The 22,031-nt window shown below is 48.5% G+C and carries 22 protein-coding genes and 1 riboswitch; of the genes, 4 read left to right on the top strand and 18 right to left on the bottom strand.

The window, feature by feature from the left end:
• Window positions 1-183: 183 nt before the first annotated feature.
• The 3 genes from EJA10_RS21075 to EJA10_RS21065 all read right to left on the bottom strand — a co-directional run bounded on the left by EJA10_RS21075 (window position 184) and on the right by EJA10_RS21065 (window position 3,363).
• Window positions 184-504, bottom strand: coding sequence for a YerC/YecD family TrpR-related protein (locus EJA10_RS21075; RefSeq protein ID WP_125482016.1), 321 nt, complete (start codon window positions 502-504; stop codon window positions 184-186).
• Window positions 505-519: 15 nt separating this feature from the next.
• Window positions 520-1,560 (bottom strand): DUF3048 domain-containing protein, encoded by a 1,041-nt coding sequence (locus tag EJA10_RS21070; protein WP_125482015.1) that lies wholly within the window; start codon window positions 1,558-1,560, stop codon window positions 520-522.
• A 63-nt stretch (window positions 1,561-1,623) separates the two neighbouring features.
• Entirely contained in the window at window positions 1,624-3,363 is a 1,740-nt protein-coding gene (locus EJA10_RS21065; protein WP_125482014.1) for an adenine deaminase C-terminal domain-containing protein, read from the bottom strand.
• Window positions 3,364-3,699: 336 nt separating this feature from the next.
• Here EJA10_RS21065 and EJA10_RS21060 point away from each other — a divergent pair, with 336 nt between their 5' ends.
• Both EJA10_RS21060 and EJA10_RS24035 read left to right on the top strand, forming a co-directional pair.
• Complete coding sequence (locus EJA10_RS21060; protein WP_125482013.1) at window positions 3,700-3,972, top strand: YgaP family membrane protein; 273 nt, start codon at window positions 3,700-3,702, stop codon at window positions 3,970-3,972.
• A gap of 61 nt (window positions 3,973-4,033) precedes the next feature.
• Window positions 4,034-4,147, top strand: coding sequence for an EYxxD motif small membrane protein (locus EJA10_RS24035; protein ID WP_342773943.1), 114 nt, complete (start codon window positions 4,034-4,036; stop codon window positions 4,145-4,147).
• Here EJA10_RS24035 and purD read toward each other — a convergent pair.
• From purD to EJA10_RS20990, 14 genes are all read right to left on the bottom strand, one after another.
• Window positions 4,125-5,387 carry a phosphoribosylamine--glycine ligase gene (purD, locus tag EJA10_RS21055; protein ID WP_125482012.1) on the bottom strand — a complete coding sequence of 421 codons (1,263 nt, stop codon included), beginning with the start codon at window positions 5,385-5,387 and terminating at the stop codon, window positions 4,125-4,127. The two genes, EJA10_RS24035 and purD, sit on opposite strands and share 23 nt — an antisense overlap.
• Window positions 5,388-5,420: 33 nt before the next feature.
• A complete protein-coding gene (gene purH / locus EJA10_RS21050; RefSeq protein WP_125482011.1) occupies window positions 5,421-6,959 on the bottom strand; it encodes a bifunctional phosphoribosylaminoimidazolecarboxamide formyltransferase/IMP cyclohydrolase in 1,539 nt (512 codons plus the stop codon).
• Entirely contained in the window at window positions 6,938-7,540 is a 603-nt protein-coding gene (gene purN / locus EJA10_RS21045; protein ID WP_125482010.1) for a phosphoribosylglycinamide formyltransferase, read from the bottom strand. Before purN ends, purH begins: the two co-directional genes overlap by 22 nt.
• Window positions 7,537-8,580, bottom strand: a complete 1,044-nt coding sequence (gene purM / locus EJA10_RS21040; protein WP_125482009.1) for a phosphoribosylformylglycinamidine cyclo-ligase — start codon at window positions 8,578-8,580, stop codon at window positions 7,537-7,539. Before purM ends, purN begins: the two co-directional genes overlap by 4 nt.
• A 270-nt stretch (window positions 8,581-8,850) precedes the next feature.
• The gene (gene purF / locus EJA10_RS21035) at window positions 8,851-10,263 is read right to left on the bottom strand and encodes an amidophosphoribosyltransferase (protein ID WP_125482008.1); all 1,413 of its coding nucleotides are present in this window, start codon (window positions 10,261-10,263) and stop codon (window positions 8,851-8,853) included.
• On the bottom strand, window positions 10,248-12,464 hold the full coding sequence (purL, locus tag EJA10_RS21030; RefSeq protein ID WP_125482007.1) for a phosphoribosylformylglycinamidine synthase subunit PurL: 2,217 nt from the start codon (window positions 12,462-12,464) through the stop codon (window positions 10,248-10,250). The genes purF and purL overlap by 16 nt, the downstream gene beginning before the upstream one ends.
• Window positions 12,448-13,134, bottom strand: coding sequence for a phosphoribosylformylglycinamidine synthase subunit PurQ (purQ, locus tag EJA10_RS21025; RefSeq protein WP_125482006.1), 687 nt, complete (start codon window positions 13,132-13,134; stop codon window positions 12,448-12,450). Before purQ ends, purL begins: the two co-directional genes overlap by 17 nt.
• A complete protein-coding gene (gene purS / locus EJA10_RS21020; protein WP_125482005.1) occupies window positions 13,131-13,385 on the bottom strand; it encodes a phosphoribosylformylglycinamidine synthase subunit PurS in 255 nt (84 codons plus the stop codon). The genes purQ and purS overlap by 4 nt, the downstream gene beginning before the upstream one ends.
• Complete coding sequence (gene purC / locus EJA10_RS21015; RefSeq protein WP_125482004.1) at window positions 13,378-14,097, bottom strand: phosphoribosylaminoimidazolesuccinocarboxamide synthase; 720 nt, start codon at window positions 14,095-14,097, stop codon at window positions 13,378-13,380. The genes purS and purC overlap by 8 nt, the downstream gene beginning before the upstream one ends.
• 113 nt (window positions 14,098-14,210) lie before the next feature.
• A complete protein-coding gene (gene purB / locus EJA10_RS21010; protein ID WP_125482003.1) occupies window positions 14,211-15,503 on the bottom strand; it encodes an adenylosuccinate lyase in 1,293 nt (430 codons plus the stop codon).
• Window positions 15,500-16,660 carry a 5-(carboxyamino)imidazole ribonucleotide synthase gene (gene purK / locus EJA10_RS21005; protein ID WP_125482002.1) on the bottom strand — a complete coding sequence of 387 codons (1,161 nt, stop codon included), beginning with the start codon at window positions 16,658-16,660 and terminating at the stop codon, window positions 15,500-15,502. The genes purB and purK overlap by 4 nt, the downstream gene beginning before the upstream one ends.
• The gene (purE, locus tag EJA10_RS21000) at window positions 16,647-17,129 is read right to left on the bottom strand and encodes a 5-(carboxyamino)imidazole ribonucleotide mutase (protein ID WP_125482001.1); all 483 of its coding nucleotides are present in this window, start codon (window positions 17,127-17,129) and stop codon (window positions 16,647-16,649) included. The genes purK and purE overlap by 14 nt, the downstream gene beginning before the upstream one ends.
• A gap of 220 nt (window positions 17,130-17,349) precedes the next feature.
• Window positions 17,350-17,451: riboswitch (purine riboswitch) on the bottom strand.
• Window positions 17,452-17,567: 116 nt separating this feature from the next.
• Window positions 17,568-17,774 (bottom strand): NETI motif-containing protein, encoded by a 207-nt coding sequence (locus tag EJA10_RS20995; RefSeq protein ID WP_125482000.1) that lies wholly within the window; start codon window positions 17,772-17,774, stop codon window positions 17,568-17,570.
• Complete coding sequence (locus EJA10_RS20990; protein ID WP_125481999.1) at window positions 17,771-18,313, bottom strand: DUF2179 domain-containing protein; 543 nt, start codon at window positions 18,311-18,313, stop codon at window positions 17,771-17,773. The genes EJA10_RS20995 and EJA10_RS20990 overlap by 4 nt, the downstream gene beginning before the upstream one ends.
• Before the next feature lie 204 nt (window positions 18,314-18,517).
• Here EJA10_RS20990 and EJA10_RS20985 point away from each other — a divergent pair, with 204 nt between their 5' ends.
• Together EJA10_RS20985 and EJA10_RS20980 are read left to right on the top strand one after the other, a co-directional pair.
• Entirely contained in the window at window positions 18,518-18,865 is a 348-nt protein-coding gene (locus EJA10_RS20985) for an NIPSNAP family protein (RefSeq protein WP_125481998.1), read from the top strand.
• A gap of 77 nt (window positions 18,866-18,942) precedes the next feature.
• Entirely contained in the window at window positions 18,943-19,800 is an 858-nt protein-coding gene (locus EJA10_RS20980) for a manganese catalase family protein (RefSeq protein WP_125481997.1), read from the top strand.
• 86 nt (window positions 19,801-19,886) lie between these two features.
• Here the strand turns inward: EJA10_RS20980 and EJA10_RS20975 are convergent, their stop codons facing one another.
• Window positions 19,887-21,572 (bottom strand): methyl-accepting chemotaxis protein, encoded by a 1,686-nt coding sequence (locus EJA10_RS20975; protein ID WP_342773942.1) that lies wholly within the window; start codon window positions 21,570-21,572, stop codon window positions 19,887-19,889.
• Between the last annotated feature and the right edge of the window lie 459 nt (window positions 21,573-22,031).

Genomic DNA, 22,031 nt, shown 5'->3' with positions numbered 1-22,031 from the left:
TAAATATTTTATAGCGAAAATTCCTTTTTTATAGCGAAAATGAAGATTTTATAGCGATAATCTTATTTTTATAGCGAAATGTTAATTTTTATAGCGATTTGGTAATTATCAAGGATTTTTTCCAAATGATTGCACACAAAAAAAGGCGGAACCCGTCTGGATTCCGTCCCCCTTGCTAATGCGTTATTTCGCTTGTTCTTTCTCAGCGTTGTCTTGCTCTTTCAATCGCTCGAGCGCCATTTCGTACGCATCGTTGCCGTAGTTCAGGCAGCGTTTGACACGGGAGATTGTCGCCGTGCTTGCTCCTGTTTCTGTCTCGATTTTATGGTAGGTCTTTCCCTCACGAAGCATACGGGCAACCTCTAGGCGCTGGGCAAGTGACTGGATTTCGTTCACTGTCGCAAGGTCGTCGAAGAAACGATAGGCTTCGTCGAGATCTTTAAGCGATAAAATCGCATTGAATAATTGATCGAGTTCTTTACCTCTTAATTTATCTATTTGCATATAGTCTACCCCTTTTTATTGTTGAGAGTCGAATGAGACGCTGCTGATCGATGGGACGATGTTGATCCATGTTTTCCCGGGAACGAAACCAGCTTTTACCCCATCCTTATAAGGGATGATCCTGCCAGCTTCATTTTTCCATTGGATCTCATTCACTTTGCCTTTTTGGAACAGATACCCTTTGCCGCCGGAGTTCATATCGATAACCCTGCGTCCGGCATTGTCGACCACTTTGTGATTCATTTGCACGACGAGGACATTATCGAGCAGTACGGGGTCCTTTGACTCAAGGTCAACCGTTTCTTCACTGCCGATAAATCGGTGATATTTCCCTTCCTCCGCATCGTATTCGTAAATCGCATCGAACGACGGCGAACCATATGAAACCATGAAGTCTTTGGCCTCGACTCCGTCCAGCTGGTCTGCTTCCTCGCTGCTTAAAAACTCTGCATTTCCAGGAGCTTTATCGAGGTTATAGCCCTTCTGATCAGCTCCCTTTACAATATTCTTGAAGTTGATATAAGAATTGTGAGGGGCCTTACGGAAATCGGCGCGTTTGAACAGCGTTCCATCATACTGCATGCCGTTGATGTTGTCGATTTCCCCGTGATCCAGTCTGATTTTCGCTTCAGGACTGTAGCCATGGGCGATGAAAAAGCTGTCATACCCTGCCGCAAGGTCGATAAAATATTCCCGCGCGCTGCGGACCGGCCCAATGTTTTTAGGCTTTTCGCTTTGGAAAATGGCGACGAACCGTGTGACGTCTCCCTCTGCAAGGACTTCGTATACAATATCCGCTTGAGGAAGACCAGATTGCGGCCGTGCCTTAGGGTGGTTATTGACCACCACGGCCACTGCACGATCCGAACTTTCCTCAGCAGTCCCCAGCCCTGTGAGCGGGAACTGATACGAAAGCTCCTCTGGTTTGACGACCTCTTCTACTTCTACTTGTTTTTCTTTATGTTCTGTTGCTTCTTTTTTCTCTGTCTCTTTACTGCTGCACCCGGCCGTAAGCACTATGGCGGCCGCAAGCACAGCGATCCATTTTTTTCTCATTTTGCCACCCCTTGAACTCCCAGTTCGATCATGGCTGTCTCTCTGTAGATGCACTGTTATATTTTAACGCATTATCGTTGGAAAGAGTACCGTTTTTTTCATCACGTCATAGATCCCCTGTTGTGTAATGCGAATGTACGGCAAATGCGTTGAACTGAAGAATAGCAGTGAATAAATCGGATCCGCGAATTTGTAGCCTTTTTCCTTTAAATACTCAAGCAGCTTCTTCTCCTCAGCCATCAGTTCCGTGACAGGATGGCTGGACATAATTCCTTGCAGCCTTAGCGGAATCTCCCTTGCAGGAACGCCATTCTCACAGGCTACAATCCCGCCGCCGAGCTCCTTCATCCGGTTAAACGCAGCAATCATATCCTGTTTGTTTTTACCGATCAGAATGATGTCGCCTGTGTTGGAGAATGAACTCGCAAGCCCCTGCAGTTCAGTAGCGAAGCCTTTCAGCACCGTATTGATGCGCCAATGACCATTCCGGTCGATCAGCATGAAAAAGCACTCATCATGATTGGTGGATAGTTCCCCGTCGGATACATCGATTGAAATCGAATACGGCTTGGTTATGACAGAATTCTCCATCTTGATTCCAAACGGCATCGAGAATTGCATGTCATCCATCGTGAGGTCCCAATTGATATTAAGCGGCTCAAAGCCCATTTTGGACCATTCCAGCTCTTTCGCTGCATCAATTGCTTCCCCATCCCGTTTGACCCATTGGCCTTTAGCCAGCACCGAAACTGGAGTCGGATTCAATTCTTCGCTCAAAATATTGATGTTGGCAATCCGGCCGGTCGCGATATTCCCATGCAGATGCTCAAAATTATAATAGCGCGCCACGTTGATTGTCGCCATATTGTAGGCATCTATCACAGGGACTCCCTTATCAATGGCGATTCGGATCAGTTCATCAATAACGCCATTTTCGTAAAAGGCCGTTGATGCCCCGTCTGTCGTCATCATGAAGCGATCATAAACCGCGATATCCAGCTCGTGGATTTCATCGAGCAGCTTTGGCAAATCAGGACGGATTGACGAATGCCGGAGCGACACCATATAGCCCTGCATCAATCTTCTGCGGACTTCTTCGCCCGTCATCGCTTCATGGTCACAATCGGCTCCGAAGAGCATCATTTTTGCCAGTGTTTTTTCCGATGCCCCTGGAAAATGACCTTCAATTTTCTTGTGATGACGCTTCGTTTCCTGCATCCAGTGGAGGATCATGTCATCTCCGTTCATCAGCTTGGGCCAGCATGTCAGCTCGCCGCCCTGGACGACATTTTCATGGTCAAGCCAGGCGCGGATATTACTGTTGGAGAACACATCCTCTTCGTGCTGGATTTCCGTCTGCGCGTCAAAGCGGCACCACCAGTACATCGAAACGGGATTATCATTCAGCTCATTGATAAAAGAAAACGCTTTCTTTTTATCCAATTGTAAAGCGAGCACCATATTGTCATTGATCAAGGTCGTTGTCCCCGTCTGCGATGCATATGCAGCGAAAGAATGGGGATTATAAAGTTGAAACGGGTGGGCATGAGGTTCAATATACCCCGGCACCAGCTTCATCCCGGTGCAGTCCACTATTTCACATTGCTTTGTATTTTCAGGCAGGTTTTCACCAACATACACAATCCTGTCTTCGTAAATCCAAATGTTCGCAGTCATCCACTTGCGGAATGTCTGGTTCAAATATGTCGCGTTCTTCAATAAGATCGTCGGTGAAAGGGTGCCGTCCAAAACAGCAGCATGGTTGCGCAGTTGTTTGTTTTTCCATCGATAACGTTGTTCCATACCATGTTCCCCTTTTCTCTATGTTTGGGCTCTGTTAAAAATGCTGTTGATTTTCGTTCCAGGCGCTTCGCTTTCCGCGGGGCCGGCGCTGAGCCTCCTCGTCGCAAGCTCCTGCGGGGTCTCACCTGGCCGGCTGCTCCCGCAGGAGTCTACGCGCCTTCCACTTCAGTCAACAGAGTGGTAAATAAAACATGAATGTAACAGAACCTTATGTTTAAATTGAAAGCCTTCCAAAAAGAAAGCCCTTACATTATTGTACTATCGTAACATATTTCACTGTTTAACGCATTAAAGAATTTCAAAATAACTGTAAAAAAGATAAAGGAGCGATCGTGAATGAATGTGCGTCCAAATATCGGTATACTAAATGCGCTTGTGAGGATAACATTTGGATTGACGATCCTCGCCTGGTCCACGGCGAAAATGGTGAAGCGGCCGTGGAGGGATTCCTACATCTTCATGGCCTTCTTGGGTGCGATGAAGGTTGGCGAAGGAATTGTCCGCTACTGCCCGCTGACTGCGGCCTATGAAAAGGGCCAGGACATGATGGAGGAGCGGAACGCTGAGAATGGGGATTCTGAAGGCTGGATTCCTTATAACCCAACATGATTTTTATCAGAAAAAAGCAAAGCCCCCATCACTGGGGGCTTGCCAAAAAGGAGATGATTCTATGTTCTGGGAATATATCACGGATCTCAGCTTCGTCTGGATCGCTTTGATCGGAAGCATCATTGCCCTTGTGCTCGTATACGCGAAGGGATCTAGCAGGAGACGTGCCCGATAGCTTTGCTGCCGATGTCCTTTCGGTAGAAGGTTTCCGGACAGTCCAGTTTTTCAAGCTCAGCATATACTTTTTGCTGTGCTTCTTTTAATGACTCCGCTTTTGCTCCGACAAGCAGCACCCTGCCGCCATTTGTCACAAACTCCCCGCCGTCGTTCTGCGCCGTGCCGGCATGATATACCTGTGACATGTTTTCGATGCCCTTCAGAACCGCGCCTTTTTCATACTCTTCCGGATAGCCATTGGCCGCGATGACTACGCCAATCATGGCTTCCTCATGCCATTCAATCTCCGGCTTATTGCCTTCAAGCACCTCAAGCATGACTTTAACCAGATCTGATTTCATCCTTGGCAGGATCACCTGTGTTTCCGGATCGCCGAAGCGTGCGTTGAACTCAATCACCTTGGGGCCATCGACAGTCTCGATCAGCCCTGCATACAGGATTCCGGTAAAGCTGCGGCCTTCCATCTCCATCGCGATTGCCGCTGGATGGAGGATTTTTTCGACACCTTCTTCAATCGATTCCTGGCGGATGTGCGGTACCGGAGAATAGGCACCCATGCCGCCTGTGTTCGGTCCCTTGTCGCCATCGAAGGCACGCTTATGGTCCTGGGCGATTTCAAGCGGGATCACGGTGCCGCCATTCACAAACGCCATCAGCGAAAACTCTTCCCCTGTTAAAAATTGCTCCATGACCACGCTGGCGGACGCTTCACCAAACTTACTCTCGAGCATCATTTCCTGCAAAGCTTGTTCCGCTTCCTGCACAGTCATTGCCACGACAACGCCCTTTCCTGCAGCCAGGCCATCCGCCTTGATGACAATCGGCGCGCCGACTTTTGAAAGATAATCCCTTGCCTCTGCATAGTCCGTGAACGTTTCGTATGCTGCTGTAGGGATGCCATACTTTTTCATCAGGTCCTTCGCGAACGACTTGCTGCCCTCGATGATCGCAGCAGCTTTCCTTGGACCGAACACCTTGAGCCCTTCCTCTATGAATCGGTCAGCCAGACCTTCAAGCAAAGGAACCTCAGGCCCGATAATCGTCAGGCCGACTTGCTCCTCCTTTGCAAAAGCAACAAGACGATCCATTTCGGTTTCGTTTATGTTTACAAGCCTGGCGCAGTCCGCCATTCCCGGATTGCCCGGCGCGGCCAAAACCTCGGTCACGAGCGAACTTTCACTGACCTTCGAGCAAATTGCATGCTCCCTGCCTCCTCTGCCAACCACAAGAACCTTCATTCCCGCACCTCCGAATTGTATTTTAAGATAGGATTAATGCTTAAAATGTCTAACGCCGGTAAACACCATTGCAATGCCATATTCGTCTGCTTTTTTAATGGAATCAGCATCTCTCACAGACCCGCCTGGCTGGATGATCGCGGTAATTCCCGCTTTTGCCGCAGCTTCAACGGTGTCATCCATCGGGAAGAAGGCGTCAGATGCAAGAGCCGCACCATCCGCTTTTCTGCCTGCCTGCTCGAGCGCAATTTTAGCAGCGCCCACCCGGTTCATCTGCCCAGCACCGATTCCCAGCGTCATATCCTTGTCTGCGACGACAATCGCGTTCGATTTTACATGCTTGACGACCTTCCAGCCAAGCTTTAATGCTTCCCACTCGGCTTCTGTCGGTTCGCGTTTCGTCGGCACCGAGATTTCTGCGTCCTCAAACCCAAACGCATCCTGCTCCTGAATCAGCAATCCGCCTTCAATTGAAGACAAAGTAATCTCCTGTGAAGCAGCACCATTAAATGGTACCTTTAACAAACGCAGGTTTTTCTTCGCGGTTAAGATTTCCATTGCTTCCTCGCTAAAAGAAGGCGCAATAATGATTTCAAGGAAAATCTCATAAAGCTTGCGCGCCGTTTCGCCGTCGACTTCACGATTCAGGGCGATGATTCCGCCGAAAATCGAAACCGGGTCAGCTTCAAACGCCTTACCGAACGCATCGAATACGTCCTTGCCTGTGCCGACTCCGCAAGGGTTCATATGCTTGACCGCAACCGCTGCCGGTTCGGTGAATTCTTTGACAATCTGCAATGACGCGTTGGCATCGTTAATATTGTTATAGGAAAGCTCTTTTCCATGAAGCTGTTCCGCAACGGCTACCGAAAATGCCGATCCAAGCGGCTTCTGGTAGAACGCGGCCTTCTGATGCGGATTTTCGCCGTATCGCAGGTTCTGCTTCAGCTCGTATGTCACTGTCATTTTTTCCGGCTGTTCCTCACCAGCAAGATTCGTCATGTATTCTGCAATCAGCGCATCGTACGCCGCTGTATGGCGGAATACCTTCGCAGCAAGGCGGCGGCGGGTTTCCACAGTGGTACCGTTCTGATTTTTGTACTCTTCAATCACCTGCGGATAATCGGCAGGGTCGACGAGCACGGTTATGTATTGATGGTTCTTCGCTGATGCACGCAGCATCGCCGGGCCGCCGATATCGATGTTTTCAATCGCATCCTCAGGCGTCACACCTGGCTTTGAAATCGTTTCTTTAAAAGGATACAAATTCACGCAGACAAGCTCGATTTTTTCGATTTCGTTTTCAGACAGCTGCGCCTGATGTGAAGGATCATCGTATTTCGCAAGCAGTCCGCCGTGGATTTTAGGGTGAAGTGTCTTTACACGCCCTTCAAGGATTTCCGAAAATCCGGTCACATCGCTGATTCCAATGACAGGGACGCCGCCATCCTTGAGCGCCTGCTTTGTTCCGCCAGTCGAGACGATCTCAAATCCAAGCCCGACAAGCTCCTTCGCTAACTCGACAATTCCTTCCTTATTCGAAACACTGATCAGTGCACGCTTTTTTCCCATTGTACTGCCTCCTCTTCTCCGTTCAACAGCTCTTCCAAAACTTCTGGATACAAGCTGTGTTCAATCCGCTGTATTTTCTTCTGAAGTGATTCTCTCGTTTCGCCTGGCGCGATTTCCACTGCCTCACTTGCGATGATCGGCCCGGTATCCATTCCCTCATCGACGTAGTGAATGGTCACCCCGGTTTTCCCGACTTCCGCCTCCAGCGCCTGGCCAATCGCATCCTTCCCAGGGAAAGCGGGCAATAGCGACGGATGGATGTTCACGATTTTTCCTTCATAGGCTTGAAGCAATGTCGGCCCGATCAGGCGCATATAGCCGGCCAGGACAACCATGTCGACCTCAAGCTCTGCTAGCTTTTGTAAAATTTCCGCCTCATATGCAGCCTTGGACGGATAGCTCTTCGGACTGATGACCAGTGCCGCAATCCCGAGCATTTCGGCGCGGTCTACCGCAAAAGCGCCCGGCTTGTCACAAACGAGCAGGCTGATGTCAACATTCAGCGTGCCCGCCTGTGCCGCAACGGCAATCGCCTGAAAATTGCTGCCGCTGCCTGATGCAAAAACGGCTATTTTCTTCATTCTTGCTCACCAGCCGTCTCGACCTTGATTCCTTCTGTGTTGGTCACTCTGCCAATGACAGCAGCCTGCTCACCGTTTTCGTTGAAAAAATTTACAACTTGATCAGCATTTTCCGCGTCAACGGCTGCAACCATGCCAATGCCCATGTTAAAAATATTGTACATGTCCTGGCGTCCAAGCTGGCCGAGGGATTCTAATGTTTTGAACACTTGCGGGATCTCCCAGCGGCCTTCCTCGATCTCGGCGCCAAGTCCTTGTGGAAGCATCCTCGGGATATTTTCGATAAAACCGCCGCCCGTGATGTGGGCGAGGCCTTTGATGTTGAATTGCTTCAGTGCGGCTAGCACTGATTTTACATAAATGCGGGTCGGCTTTAGCAGCTCTTCGCCAAGCTTGCAGCCGAACTCCTCGACATGTCTGTCAAGCTCCCAGCCGGCCTGTTCGAAAAACACCTTGCGCACAAGCGAGTAGCCATTGCTGTGGATGCCGCTTGAAGCAAGCCCGATGAGCACATCGCCTTCTTTGATTTGCCGTCCTGTAATGATGTCTGACTTTTCACAGGCACCAACCGCAAAACCAGCCAAATCGTATTCTTCAGGCGAGTACATTCCTGGCATTTCCGCCGTTTCACCGCCGACGAGCGCACAGCCAGCCTGTTCGCAGCCATCGGCGATTCCTTTGACAATCGCTTCGATTTTTCCCGGCTCGGCCTTTCCGCAGGCGATATAGTCGAGGAAATACAAAGGTTCCGCTCCCTGGACAACGATGTCATTGACGCACATCGCGACAGCGTCAATTCCGATTGTATCATGACGGTCCATCATGAAAGCCAGCATCAGCTTCGTACCGACACCATCCGTGCCTGAAACGAGCACAGGTTCTTTCATGCCAAGACTGGAAAGGTCGAACATTCCGCCGAATCCGCCCAGCGCCCCCATCACCCCAGGCCGGACCGTCCGATTCACATGCTTTTTGATCCGTTCGACCGCCTCGTACCCGGCCTCAATATCCACACCAGCCTGCTTATACGCATTTGCCATGTTCACTACCTCCGATTTGGCTGTTTTCTTGTTTTAAAACCTGTGAATCTGTCTGAAATAGTTCAATCCGTATATAATGCATGTTCAGTTAACATAATTTTTTCGAAGTTTGGGTCTATCTATAATTAATTGCGTAATAACTTAATTGAATTGCGTAATCAAACGATGGAATTGCACAGAAAACCAACTTAATTGCGTAATCAGACAACTTAATTGCGTAATCATTCAGCGGAATTGCGTCTTCTCCCTATTACTGGAAACCCAACTTGATTAGCATTTCTGCCCGGCCGGCACGGCCTGCGGGTAGATTTCCGTCGGGTACTTACCGGTAAAGCACGCGAGACATTGGCCTCGCGTTTCGCCGCCATCTTGACGGCCGATTGCCTCGAGCATGCCCTCCACGCTCAAAAACGTCAGTGTATCAGCACCAATCAATTCACGGATTTGTTCAACAGAGTGTTCCGATGCAATCAGTTCTTCGCGAGTAGAGGTATCGATACCATAGAAGCATGGATTCTGGATCGGCGGTGAGCTAATGACGACGTGGACCTCGGTCGCACCCGCTTCCTTAAGCATATTCACGATCCGGCGGCTTGTCGTCCCGCGCACGATTGAATCGTCGACCATGATTACGCGCTTGCCTTCAACAACACCGCGGACAGGCGACAGCTTCATTTTAACCCCCTGTTCCCTCAAGGACTGCGATGGCTGGATGAATGTACGGCCGACATAACGGTTCTTGATCAGGCCCATTTCATACGGGATGCCTGACTCTTCGGCAAATCCAATCGCCGCCGAAATACTTGAATCCGGTACACCAGTGACGACATCCGCCTCGATCGGCACTTCCTTCGCCAGCTGCTTCCCGAGGTTTTTACGGGCTGTATGAACGTTGATGCCGTGGATGTTGCTGTCAGGTCTTGAAAAATAAATATATTCCATCGTACAAATCGCAGTAGTGGAAGTCATTGAATACATCTCAGAGTGCAGGCCATCTGCATCAATAACAAGCAATTCCCCAGGAAGGATGTCCCTGACGAACTCCGCGCCGACGATATCAAACGCACACGTCTCAGACGCGACCACATACGCTTCGCCAAGGCGTCCCAATGACAATGGACGCAATCCATGAGGGTCGAGCGCGACCATCATTTCTGTTTCCGTCATGATCAAAAACGCGTAGGCACCTTTCAGCATCGGCAGGGCATTTTTCACGCGATCCTTCAGCTGGCTGAAGCCTCCGCGCTTGATCAAATGCGCAAGCACTTCAGTGTCCGAACTGGTCTGGAAAATGCTGCCCTGTGCTTCAAGCTGGTTCCTTAGTGCATCTGCATTCACGAGATTCCCATTGTGTGCAAGGGCAAGGCCGCCGCTCTGCGATTGGAACAGGAGCGGCTGGACGTTCTCGTAGCCGCCGCCTCCCGCTGTCGCATAGCGGACATGGCCGATTGCACCCATCCCCTGCAAGTCTTCCATTGCATCCGCCGTAAAAATCTCTGTCACGAGGCCTTCGCCTTTTCTTGCTTTAAGCTGCAGCCCATCGCTTACGACAATGCCCGTGCCTTCCTGGCCGCGGTGCTGCAGACTGTGCAGCCCGTAATAGGTGATTTGCGCTGCCTCCGGGTGTCCCCAAATTCCAAATACGCCGCATTCCTCATTCAAGCCTTTTAGTTCAGCAAGCATGGGATGGCTCCTTTCCAGGCCTTCTTCAGCCCTTCCACATCGTGGTTGATCACATTCGTGCCGTTCACATCTATTTTCAACACAGGTGCTTCAACAACCTTGCCGATCAGCACTGCATCTGTTAAACTCTCAAACTCAATCTGGTGCTCTGGTTTTACCGATAAAATAAAGCGGGATTGCGATTCGCTGAACAACGCTGAGACAACATTGCCTGAGAGCGTTACATCAGTCCCAAGCCCCTTGCTGCCGATGACCGACTCCGCCAGCGCAACTGCCACACCGCCCTCGGCTACATCATGGGCAGACGATACTAAACCATTCTTGATCACTGATAAAACCTGTGCCTGATAGCTGGCTTCCACTTCAAGATCCAACTCTGGTGCTTTGCCAAAAAAACGTCCATGCACAAGCTTCTGCAGCTCGCTTCCGCCGAACTCATCCTTCGTTTCACCAAGCAGATATATAAGATCGCCCGCATTCTTGAAATGCTGCGTCGTGACGTGCTTCAAGTTCTCAACCAGTCCGACCATGCCGACAACCGGCGTCGGATATACTGCGGTACCATTCGTTTCGTTGTAGAGGCTGACGTTTCCGCCAATGACTGGCGTGCTCAGCGTCCGGCACGCTTCACTCATGCCATCGACCGCTTTTTCAAACTGCCAGAAAATCTCGGGCTTTTCCGGATTCCCGAAGTTCAGGCAGTCAGTGATTGCCAAAGGCTCTCCGCCAGAGCAGACGATGTTGCGCGCCGCCTCGGCAACAGCAATCTTGCCGCCCGTTACTGGGTCAAGGTAGATATAGCGGGAGTTGCAGTCCGTCGTCATCGCCAGGCCTTTTTCCGTGCCGCGAATCCGCACAACCGCAGCGTCCGATCCAGGTGAAACAACCGTGCTCGTACGCACCATATGGTCATACTGGTCAAACACCCACTCTTTGCTCGCAATCGTTGGCTGCTGCAGCAAATCCAATAAAGCAGCTTCATAGTTTTCAATATTAGGAATATCATTGTCCATTGCCTGGAATTCACGGTAATACGCTGGTTCGCTAGAAGGTTTGTAGTAGACAGGTGCTTCCTCAGCGAGCGCATCTGCCGGAACCTCCGCAACCACTTCCCCTTTATGTAAAAGACGAAGCATCTTGTCATCTGTTACTTTGCCGATTGCAACGGCTTCAAGTTCATATTTTGAGAAAAGATCGATGATTTCCTGTTCACGACCTTTTTCGACGACAATCAGCATGCGTTCCTGTGACTCGGAAAGCATCATTTCATACGCTGTCATGCCTGTTTCACGCTGCGGCACAAGATCAAGGTTCATTTCGATACCGGATCCAGCCTTGCTCGCCATTTCAGCGGATGAACTTGTCAAACCGGCTGCGCCCATGTCCTGAATGCCGACAAGCGCGTCATTTTTCACAAGCTCCAAACACGCCTCCAAAAGCAATTTTTCCATGAACGGATCGCCGACCTGAACGGCTGGACGCTTCTCCTCAGATGCCTCGTTCAATTCCTCGGATGCAAAGGTCGCACCGTGGATGCCATCGCGGCCCGTCTTCGCGCCAACGTACATGACCGTATTGCCCACGCCATGCGCCTGGCCCTTCTTGATGTCCTCGTGGTTGATCAGTCCAACACACATCGCATTGACAAGCGGGTTGCCCTCATAGGCAGCATCGAACTGAACCTCGCCGCCAACTGTCGGAATGCCGATGCAGTTCCCGTAGCCCGCGATTCCGGCAACAACCTGTTCAAACAAATACTTCACGCGAGGGGACTCAAGCTCGCCGAAACGGAGGGAATTCAAAAGCGCAATTGGCCTTGCTCCCATCGAAAAAACGTCGCGGATGATGCCGCCGACACCCGTAGCCGCGCCCTGGTAAGGCTCGATCGCTGAAGGGTGATTATGGCTCTCGATCTTGAAAACAACCGCCTGGCCATCACCGATATCGACAATTCCCGCTCCTTCGCCAGGACCCTGTAGTACCCGCTCCCCGGTGACAGGAAACTTTTTCAGTACAGGCTTGGAGTTCTTGTAGCTGCAGTGCTCTGACCACATGACGGAAAACAATCCCGTTTCCGTGTAGTTCGGAACACAGCCAAGAATTTTTTCGGCAGAAGCAAACTCGCTGTCTGACAGTCCCATTTCCCGATAAATCTTTTCCTCTTTAATTTGCTCTGGACTTGGTTCAAGCATTAACCGCATTTGCTTCCCTCCATTGTTTGACGATTGATTTGAAAAGCTTCAAGCCGTCTGCGCCGCCAAGCAGCTCATCGACCGCACGCTCAGGATGCGGCATCATGCCGAGCACGTTCCCGCGTTCGTTGATGATTCCCGCAATATCTTCAAGGCTTCCGTTCGGATTCTCGCCTTCGTATGTGAACACAATCTGATTATTTGCCTTAAGAGCGGCCAGTGTCGCTTCGTCACAATAATAGTTGCCTTCCCCGTGCGCAACCGGAATCGTGATCACCTCGCCTTTTTCATAGCCAGCCGTGAACATCGTTTCGTTGTTTTCCACCTTCAGCTCGACCTGTTTGCAGATGAACTTCAGGCTGTCATTGCGGCGCATTGCCCCTGGGAGGAGACCAGCCTCAAGCAGGATCTGGAATCCATTGCAGACGCCCAGCACCGGCTTGCCAGCTTCAGCCGCCTTGACGACTTCCTTCATGACATTGCTGAACTGCGCAATTGCGCCAGAGCGCAGGTAATCTCCATATGAAAATCCGCCAGGCAGCAGTACAGCATCATAGTCTTCCAGACTTTCAGCATCATGCCAGACATATTCCGCCTCTTCACCAAGCTCATCTTTTACCGCGTGGTACATGTCAAGGTCACAGTTTGAACCTGGAAATACAATCACCGCAAATTTCACTGTGCAACAACCTCCTCGACTTCATACCTGTAATCCTCGATGACCGGATTCGCCAGCAGGCGCTCACACATTTCCTTTACGGCAGCGTCTACATCCTTCACAGTTTCATCCAAAGTCAGCTCCATATATTTTCCGATACGGACATCCTGGATGCCTTCATAACCGTGTGTTGCAAGAGAGTTTTTCACTGCTGTCCCCTGCGGATCCAAAACACTTTCCCTTAACGTCACATACACCTTTACTTTATACATGCAATTGTCCTCCCAATCTCGTTAAAATGGTTTCGTAAGCATCTGTCAGATTCCCTAAATCACGGCGGAATACATCCTTATCAAGCTTCTGCTGCGTCTCCATATCCCAGAGCCTGCAAGTGTCAGGCGAAATCTCATCCGCCAGCAGGATTTTGCCATCCGCATCCTTGCCGAACTCAAGCTTGAAGTCGATCAGCCTAACGCCAATCTCCTCGAAAAACCCGCCAAGCACTTCATTGATTTTCAAAGCCGCTTCCTTCAGTTCTGCCACCTCATCAGCTGTTGCAAGTTTCAACACATCGACATGGTCATCGGTAATCAGCGGATCGCCAAGCGAATCATCCTTCAGGTAAAATTCGACGATCGACCTGGAAAGCTTTTTGCCTTCCTCCACCCCAAGCCGCTTCGAAAAACTGCCGGCAGCGAAGTTCCTTACAACCACCTCAAGCGGAATGATGTCAACCCGCTTCACCAGCTGCTCATTTCCGGAAATTTTTTCGATAAAATGCGATTGGATGCCCGATTCTTTCAGCTTCAAGAATAGTAAACTCGTAATCTCGTTATTCAATCTGCCCTTGCCGACGATCTCCGCCTTTTTCTCGCCGTTGTATGCTGTCGCCGAATCCTTGTATTCCACCCTTACAACCTTCTCGTCATCCGTTGCATAAATCCGTTTCGCTTTTCCTTCGTACAACAGTGCCTGCTCTTCCATTTCAACGCCCCCGATTGAGATAAAATTAGCAATCTTCAGTCTCTAATGGATAAAAGAAGGGCAAGAACTCTTGCCCATTTTTATATTTTTTGCCTATTTTCCAAGGTTATTGATTAAAGCCCTAATCGTTCAAAAATCATATCGACATGCTTGATATGGTAGTTGTAATCAAAGCAATCATTGATTTCTGCTTCACTCAGCAGCCCAGCGATTTTCTCATCGCTTTCAATCAAGCTGCGGAATTGCACTTGCTTTTCCCATGCCTCCATGGCCCGCGGCTGGACGGTATCATATGCTTCCTCGCGGGACATGCCTTTGTCGATTAAGGCAAGCAGTACGCGCTGAGAGTAGATCAGCCCAAGCGTCCGGTCCATATTGCGCTTCATGTTTTCAGGGAAGACCGTCAAGTTCTTGACGATGTTGCCGAAACGGTTCAGCATATAATTCAATGCGATGGTCGCATCCGGTAAAATGATTCTCTCTGCAGAAGAGTGGGAAATATCGCGCTCATGCCATAGCGGCACGTTCTCGAAGGCCGTCGTCATATAGCCGCGAATCACCCTAGCCATACCGGTCATATTTTCAGAACCGATCGGGTTGCGCTTATGCGGCATCGCCGATGAACCCTTTTGCCCTTTTGCAAAAAACTCCTCAACCTCGCGCGTTTCGCTCTTTTGCAATCCACGAATCTCGACCGCGAACTTTTCGATGGACGTCGCAATCAGTGCCAGCGTTGACATATAGAACGCATGGCGGTCACGCTGCAATGTTTGAGTCGAGATAGGTGCAGGCTGCAATCCGAGCTTTTCACAAACATACGCTTCTACGAAAGGATCGATATTCGCATAAGTTCCGACAGCGCCGGAAATCTTTCCGAATTCCACATCACGGGAAGCCATTTTGAAACGCTCCAGGTTGCGCTTCATTTCCTCCAGCCACAGCGCAAGCTTCAGGCCAAATGTTGTCGGCTCCGCATGTACACCGTGCGTACGTCCCATCATGACCGTGTACTTGTGTTCTTTCGCCTTATTGGCCAGAATTTCAACGAAGTTTTCAAGATCTTTTAGTAAAATCGCATTGGCTTGCTTCAGCACATAAGAAAGGGCCGTATCCACCACATCCGTCGAAGTCAGGCCGTAGTGGACCCATTTACGTTCTTCCCCAAGTGTTTCGGACACCGCTCTTGTAAAAGCAACAACATCATGGCGTGTCTCTTCTTCAATCTCCTTGATCCGTTCGATATCGAACGAAGCATTCTCACGGAGCTTTTTCACGTCTTCCTTAGGGATCTCCCCAAGCTCAGCCCACGCTTCACATGCCAGGATTTCGACCTCAAGCCATGCCTTAAAGCGGTTTTCCTCCGTCCAGATTGCTCCCATTTCCGGTCTTGTATAACGATCTATCATCTCTTTTGTCCTCCGATCATTTCTGCTGCGCCTTCCCAGATGCCGCTTTTCTCAGCCTCTTCAAGCGCGATTTCCACTGTTTCTCGCAAAAGGGTCACATGCCCCATTTTCCGTTTATATTTTGGATCTTTCTTGCCGTACAAATGGATTTTCCAATCCTGAAGTTCGCCAATCTGATCCAGTAATGGCTGCTGGTGCTCACCAAGGATATTCACCATAACAGCCGGCTTCATGAGTTCAGTACTGCCGAGCGGCCATCCGCACACAGCACGGACATGCTGCTCGAACTGCGAAGTCTCGCAGGCTTCAATACTGAAATGGCCCGAGTTATGGGGCCTTGGCGCCAGTTCATTTATGTAAAGCTCATCATTTTCTGCTAAAAACATCTCGACTGCCAGTGTCCCAACAAGGCCGAGAGCAGCAGCAATCTGTTTCGCTGCCTCAATAGCTTTTGCTTCCGCGACGGGACTGATTCTCGCAGGAACGATTGTCTGGTGCAGGATGTTTTGGTTATGGATATTTTCCGCTACCGGGAAAACAGTTGACTCGCCATTCGTACCCCGGGTGATGATTACGGAAATCTCCTTTTCAAACGGAATCCACTTCTCCAGCACACATTGCCCCTGACTGACCAGTGTCTCAGCCAGATTAATATCCTCTACTGATCTGAGCACAAGCTGGCCCTTGCCATCATAGCCGCCACGCGCTGTTTTCAAAACAGCCGGCAATCCAAGCTTCCCTGCGCCTGCCTTTACATCCTCTGCGCGGGCAACCACTGTGTAAGGCGCCACCCTCACTCCGGCAGCTTCGATATTGCGCTTCTCTTCTATCCTGTCCTGCGTGACCCGCAGCAATTCCGTTCCCTGCGGCACATAGGCATATTGTTTCAGCCACTCAAGCGCCTCCGCGTCAATGTTCTCGAACTCATAGGTGATCACATCGCTGCTTTCCGAAAGCTGTTTTATTTTTTCAAGATCATCATAATTGCCGACAATTTGTTCATCCGCGACCTGGCCGCACGGGCAGTCTTCCGTCGGATCGAGCACGACCACCCTGAAGCCCATCGCTTTAGCACACTGCGCCATCATCTTGCCAAGCTGTCCTCCGCCTATGATCCCGATTGTCTGTCCTGGTAAAATCAATTTAAACAAGCTCATCACTGCTTTCCATCACCGACATCCTGGTTTCTTCCCTCAATTGCTCCAACTTCCCTGCAATGCTCAGGTCAAAAGCACCCAGCATCTGTGCCGCCAAGAGACCAGCATTCGTCGCACCCGCTTTGCCAATCGCAACGGTTGCAACCGGCACTCCGCCAGGCATCTGGACAATCGACAAAAGCGAGTCCAGCCCGTTCAATGCCCTTGATTGAACTGGTACACCAATCACCGGTAACGTCGTCTTTGCTGCTACCATCCCAGGCAAATGCGCTGCTCCTCCAGCTCCGGCGATAATGACTTTGATTCCCTCATTCCTAGCATTCTCTGCAAACTCAAACATCAAATCCGGTGTTCGGTGGGCAGAAACCACCTTTTTCACATAAGGAATCTCCAGCCGGTCAAGGATGTCACACGCATGCTTCATCGTCTCCCAATCCGATTTGCTCCCCATAATGACTGCAACCGTCATCTATCTTACCTCCCTTGGAGTTACATCAGAAATGCGCAAGCGCCTTGCTTTGCCCCAACAAGCGCTGGAGCTGGACATTTCTCGAAGTAAAAATATATACATTAGGATTTCAAAACAAAAAACCCGGATAGACTGCTTCCTCTAAATAGAAGAGAAAGTAGTCTGTCCGGGTGCATAAGCAAAGAAATCCATAAGTGAACGCGATTTCTTTTCCCTTCACTTAAAAACTACTTTCCCTCATAGTCCGGCAATTTACGGTTACCGGGTAGAGACTCATGGGCCATATCCCCATTATTATACGAGGGAAAAACTAAATATCACGTTTGACATCTACATATTACCAGCCATTTCGACTTTTTGTCAATCAATAATCGAACATTAATAAGTTCCTTATTTTTCATCGTTCGTGTTTTGGTGCTTTAAACGACTAACGCAAGCCTACTCTTCCAGCAGCTTCGCCTCAAAAATGATCTGCCTGCCCGCTGGTTCATAGTCGGCTGCCCCGTTCTTTTCCACTTCCTTGAAGATGGGTTTCTCCATTCTCCGTACAGGAGCATATCCATCCTTTTTCATTCTATTAAGGCACTCATCGATTGATTCATTTTCACCGACTTCATACATTCTTTTCTTTTTCACTTTGCTCATGAAAACAGCTTTCCTTTCCGCACAGATTTTACCCAGAAGCCGCCATGGATCGCTTTCGGTTCATAAGCAATGATGAACGCCTTTGGATCCAGCTCCTTTATCGTCTCGTACAGCTTCAGCTCATATTTCCTCGGCGTTAAAATCTGCATGGCCATCCGGTCGCCCTCAAGGCCATGAGCAGCCCAGTCCGTCACACCATAGCCCTTCGCACGCAATGCCTTTGGCAGGTCCACATCATACTCCTTAGTGATGACATTGATCGTAATGTATCCAAGCGCCAGTTTCTCTTCAATCTTCATCCCTACGATGACACCAATTCCATAGCCGACAGCATAGGCAATCAAGTTCTGGATTTCATTCAGGTTCTCAAGCACAAGGCCGAGCCCGACAACATATATCACGACTTCGATCGTACTCAGGCCAGCCGCAAGATACCGCTGTCCCTTCAACGTCAAAATCATCCTGATCGTAAAAAACGACACATATACAATATTGATGATTAAAATAATCCCCATCATCACCAAACTATTTTCCAGCATATTAACCCCTCCAGACATCTCCTCTAATAAGCCTTAATGTTCCCATGAATCAACCTGCTTGTAAAGCAACTCCCATTAAAAAGACATCATTAATGTTAAGGTTTCCTTATCAAATACATTTGAAACTTAAATTTATGGTGAAGACCTTTTTCTGCACTGCTAAAATGGAATAGTATTCCATATATGAAGAGGGAAGTGGCTCTATTGTTTTATAGAAGGAAATTTTACATTGTAAAAAACGATTTTGTAGAAACGTTCAATAAACTTTTTAATGAAATCAACTTGCCAAACCAGTTGAAACATGGGGCCAGGCTGACAGGAAGGTGGATGCTTCCCCACAGCGAGGGCATGACGGAAATATTCGCGATCTGGGAGTATGACAGCTATGAAGAGTACCTTGAGATCGAAAATAATGTACGTTCCGATGGCCCTCACGTCAACCGCATCAAAAACTGGTATGAGCAACATGGCGGAAGGGAACATGTACACAGGGAGTACTTATTGGAAGTAAGGAATGAGAAGCTGCAGTCCACCGTGACCCACGACTTTTAAGCGCTCAGAATTGCAGGAATAAACCACCTTGTTCTCAGGCAACATATATAAGAATTTTATAAAAGGTGGATGATTGGATGTATTTCTATAAAGAAGACTTAATCAACATGATCGTTCCTGATAAACCTGACCCTCATGCGGCAAAGGTTCTTCAGGAGGCACTTGGGGGCCAGTTTGGCGAAATGAGGACCATGATGCAGTTTTCATTTCAAAGCGCCAACTTCAGGGGAAAAGCGAAACAATATCGAGATTTGATCAGAGGCGTGTTTCTTGAAGAGCTTGCCCATGTAGAGCTGGTTCAATCTACTATTAACCAGCTTCTGAATGATTCGGGTGGAAACATGCCGGGCAATCAGGCTGCAGATGGGGCTCCGTTGGATGATACAATACAGTCCGGCGCGAATCCACATCATTATATTATGGGAGCAAAGGCATCACTCCCTGTCGATGCTGGCGGCAACCCATGGAATGGATCATGGGTTTATGATCATGGTAACCTTGCTGCAAACCTTTTAAATAACGTTGTCCTGGAATCCACGGGGGTTCTGCAAAAATCAAGAATCTACGAGATGAGCAGTAACAAAACATTAAGAGAAACCATCGCTTTCTTGATTGTCAGGGACAATGCCCATCAAAATGCCTTCGCTAAAGCACTAGAAACATTAGGCGTCAACTGGGGTAAACTTTTCCCGATTCCTAACTATGACTTAAATAAATACCCGGAGTGCCGGAAATACGTAGATATGGGCTTTCACAACGCCCAATTCAACTTCCGTCTGGATGATACGCGAATCGGCGAAGTTTTTCAGGGAACATCCCCAAGCAGAAATGGCGGAGAGTTGGCCGTCATCGAACCGCCAAAAGGATACCCAGTTCCGGAAATGCCTGATATGCCTAATGAACACGCACCAGGACTTTTTGATTTAAACAATTAATCCGTTTACTGCTACTTCTATAAGTAAACAAGAAAATAAAAAAAACACCAGGCACAACGACTGAGGTATGCCTGGTGTTTTATACGCTATATTTTAAATCTGCTGACAGTATCCTTTAACGCTTCAGCCATTGTTGAAAGATTGTTGGCAGATGCAGTTACCTCTTCCATGGAAGCAAGCTGTTCCTCTGCTGATGCAGCGACACTTTGGCTGTGTTGGGAGGATTCCCTGGCAGTTGTTGTGATGTCTTGTACAGTCGCAGAGACCTCCTCCGTGCTGGCAGACATTTGTTCGGCAGTGGCAGCCATTTCTTCAATTTTTCCAGCCATTTGCCCCATTGACTGAACAATTTCCTGAAAACTTATCTCTGTTTCCTCTACGATTTCCAAGCCACTCCGGACATCCTGCTTCACTTTTTCAATTGAATCATTGGAACGCTCCATGTCCGCTTGTATGTGAGTAATTAACTCTGAAATCTGAGAAGCAGAATTCTGTGACTGTTCCGCCAGTTTCCTGACCTCTGAGGCTACTACAGCAAAACCTTTTCCGTGGTCACCAGCTCTCGCCGCTTCTATCGCTGCATTCAGAGCAAGTAAGTTTGTCTGGTCCGCAATCTCGGTAATTACCTTCGAGATATGACCAATTTGTTTAGATCTTTCATTCAGAACTCCAATCACTGCTCCCGTGTCCATGACTGAAGACTGAATCATATCCATTTGACTTGCGGTTTGCTTGACAAAAGCTCCCCCCTTTTTCGCATGTTGGCTTGTTTGCGTACTTGCCTCCGCTATAACAGAAGAGTTTTCTGCTATATTTGTTACACCTTTAGCCAATTCATCCAGAGCCCTTGCACTTTCCTGAATCCCATGTGTTTGGATATCTGATCCACTAGCAATCTGCTGGATTGCCTCTGTGATTTGTTCCGTTGCCCTGCTAGTCTGTTCAGCTCCTGCCGTTAACTCTTCTGATGAAGCCGCAACCTGCTCAGAGGTTTCTAAGATGTCTTGAACCATCGTGCTTAGATTTTCTTTCATTTGATTATAGCTGTTTGATAAATCACTAAGCTCGTCTCCGCTCCGATCTTTTACGGTGGCTGTGAAATCGCCATGTCCAGCCTTCTCCAAAGCACCAGCCAGCGCTGCCAACCTGCGTTTTAAACTTCTCGTAAACCAGTAGATCCCCACAAAGGCTAGTAATACAACCACAATCACCTGTATGATAAATTTAGTCATAAAGGATGATAGAATCGCTTCAATCGTTTTTTCAGATGCTCCAACATATAAAATGCCGATTGGCTTCCCGCTCTGGTCCCTGATTGGAGTATAGGCTGTTTGATAGGAATTCCCCGCTACTACGGCTTCCCCATAATATGGTTTTCCGTCTTTAAGGACGACATCTGCAACCTCATTTGAAACCTTAGTCCCCACAGCACGCTTTCCTTCTAACATTACATTCGTCGATATCCGGGTATCTCCCTGAAAAATTGTTACCGTGTCTCCCGTGTCAGCACCAATTGTATCCACGATTTCAAAATAGTCATTAAAACGTTGCTTTCCTTTAAATAATTGACCATCCTTGATTTCCCACGCTCCTGGAAACTTATTGTTGATATAGCGTTCACTTAAAGCTAAATCACCTTTCGCCTTTTCAACCGCAAATGCCTTGATACCTTGTGTAACTTCCGTTGTCACAACTACACCAATTATGACAGAAAGTAAAAGAACCGTAGTTAAAACAATCAAATTGATTTTTGTCCCCAATTTCAACTTCACGCTAACCCTATTCCTCCTCAACATGTTTCCCCCTTGATGTCATATCTCGCGCAACACTATCGCTATACTCACTTAATATCGGGAACTTTTCAATCAAATTTATTAAATCGCAAGCATGTTCATGAATTAGACAAAAACAGAGGGACGGTTCTTGTGTTTCAGAATGAAATGAGTCTTGAGGACAACTTTTAGAGGTTAAATTCTTGCTGGTTAATATGATTTTTCATGTAAAAAGGGAATTATGGGTGGATTTTAATTGTTCAGTTTTTGGTTTATCAGGTGGTCCTAATTTTATCGACTACATTAGTTAATATATCATCGGATTTTCCAATATATCGACCAACTCACTCTCCAGAGCATTTGCGAGGATTAGTTGGAGAACTTGAGTAGAGAATTCTACACATAAAAAAAAGGACAGCCATAATAGCTGTCCTTTTTGGTGCCCGGCGGCGTCCTACT

Origin of the sequence: Mesobacillus subterraneus, assembly GCF_003937825.1 — a bacterium.
GTDB classification, from domain to species: domain Bacteria; phylum Bacillota; class Bacilli; order Bacillales; family Cytobacillaceae; genus Mesobacillus; species Mesobacillus subterraneus.
The sequence above is the reverse complement of the archived record's forward strand: the minus strand, read 5'-3'. Positions and strand labels throughout refer to the sequence as shown.

What these genes read in the sequence shown, in the direction of transcription:
- EJA10_RS21075 (WP_125482016.1), bottom strand. Translation starts at nt 504, where the DNA reads ATGCAAATAGATAAATTAAGAGGTAAAGAACTCGATCAATTATTCAAT.
- EJA10_RS21070 (WP_125482015.1), bottom strand. Translation starts at nt 1,560, where the DNA reads ATGAGAAAAAAATGGATCGCTGTGCTTGCGGCCGCCATAGTGCTTACG.
- EJA10_RS21065 (WP_125482014.1), bottom strand. Translation starts at nt 3,363, where the DNA reads ATGGAACAACGTTATCGATGGAAAAACAAACAACTGCGCAACCATGCT.
- EJA10_RS21060 (WP_125482013.1), top strand. Translation starts at nt 3,700, where the DNA reads ATGAATGTGCGTCCAAATATCGGTATACTAAATGCGCTTGTGAGGATA.
- EJA10_RS24035 (WP_342773943.1), top strand. Translation starts at nt 4,034, where the DNA reads ATGTTCTGGGAATATATCACGGATCTCAGCTTCGTCTGGATCGCTTTG.
- purD (WP_125482012.1), bottom strand. Translation starts at nt 5,387, where the DNA reads ATGAAGGTTCTTGTGGTTGGCAGAGGAGGCAGGGAGCATGCAATTTGC.
- purH (WP_125482011.1), bottom strand. Translation starts at nt 6,959, where the DNA reads ATGGGAAAAAAGCGTGCACTGATCAGTGTTTCGAATAAGGAAGGAATT.
- purN (WP_125482010.1), bottom strand. Translation starts at nt 7,540, where the DNA reads ATGAAGAAAATAGCCGTTTTTGCATCAGGCAGCGGCAGCAATTTTCAG.
- purM (WP_125482009.1), bottom strand. Translation starts at nt 8,580, where the DNA reads ATGGCAAATGCGTATAAGCAGGCTGGTGTGGATATTGAGGCCGGGTAC.
- purF (WP_125482008.1), bottom strand. Translation starts at nt 10,263, where the DNA reads ATGCTTGCTGAACTAAAAGGCTTGAATGAGGAATGCGGCGTATTTGGA.
- purL (WP_125482007.1), bottom strand. Translation starts at nt 12,464, where the DNA reads ATGCGGTTAATGCTTGAACCAAGTCCAGAGCAAATTAAAGAGGAAAAG.
- purS (WP_125482005.1), bottom strand. Translation starts at nt 13,385, where the DNA reads ATGTATAAAGTAAAGGTGTATGTGACGTTAAGGGAAAGTGTTTTGGAT.
- purC (WP_125482004.1), bottom strand. Translation starts at nt 14,097, where the DNA reads ATGGAAGAGCAGGCACTGTTGTACGAAGGAAAAGCGAAACGGATTTAT.
- purB (WP_125482003.1), bottom strand. Translation starts at nt 15,503, where the DNA reads ATGATAGATCGTTATACAAGACCGGAAATGGGAGCAATCTGGACGGAG.
- purK (WP_125482002.1), bottom strand. Translation starts at nt 16,660, where the DNA reads ATGAGCTTGTTTAAATTGATTTTACCAGGACAGACAATCGGGATCATA.
- purE (WP_125482001.1), bottom strand. Translation starts at nt 17,129, where the DNA reads ATGACGGTTGCAGTCATTATGGGGAGCAAATCGGATTGGGAGACGATG.
- EJA10_RS20995 (WP_125482000.1), bottom strand. Translation starts at nt 17,774, where the DNA reads ATGAGCAAAGTGAAAAAGAAAAGAATGTATGAAGTCGGTGAAAATGAA.
- EJA10_RS20990 (WP_125481999.1), bottom strand. Translation starts at nt 18,313, where the DNA reads ATGCTGGAAAATAGTTTGGTGATGATGGGGATTATTTTAATCATCAAT.
- EJA10_RS20980 (WP_125481997.1), top strand. Translation starts at nt 18,943, where the DNA reads ATGTATTTCTATAAAGAAGACTTAATCAACATGATCGTTCCTGATAAA.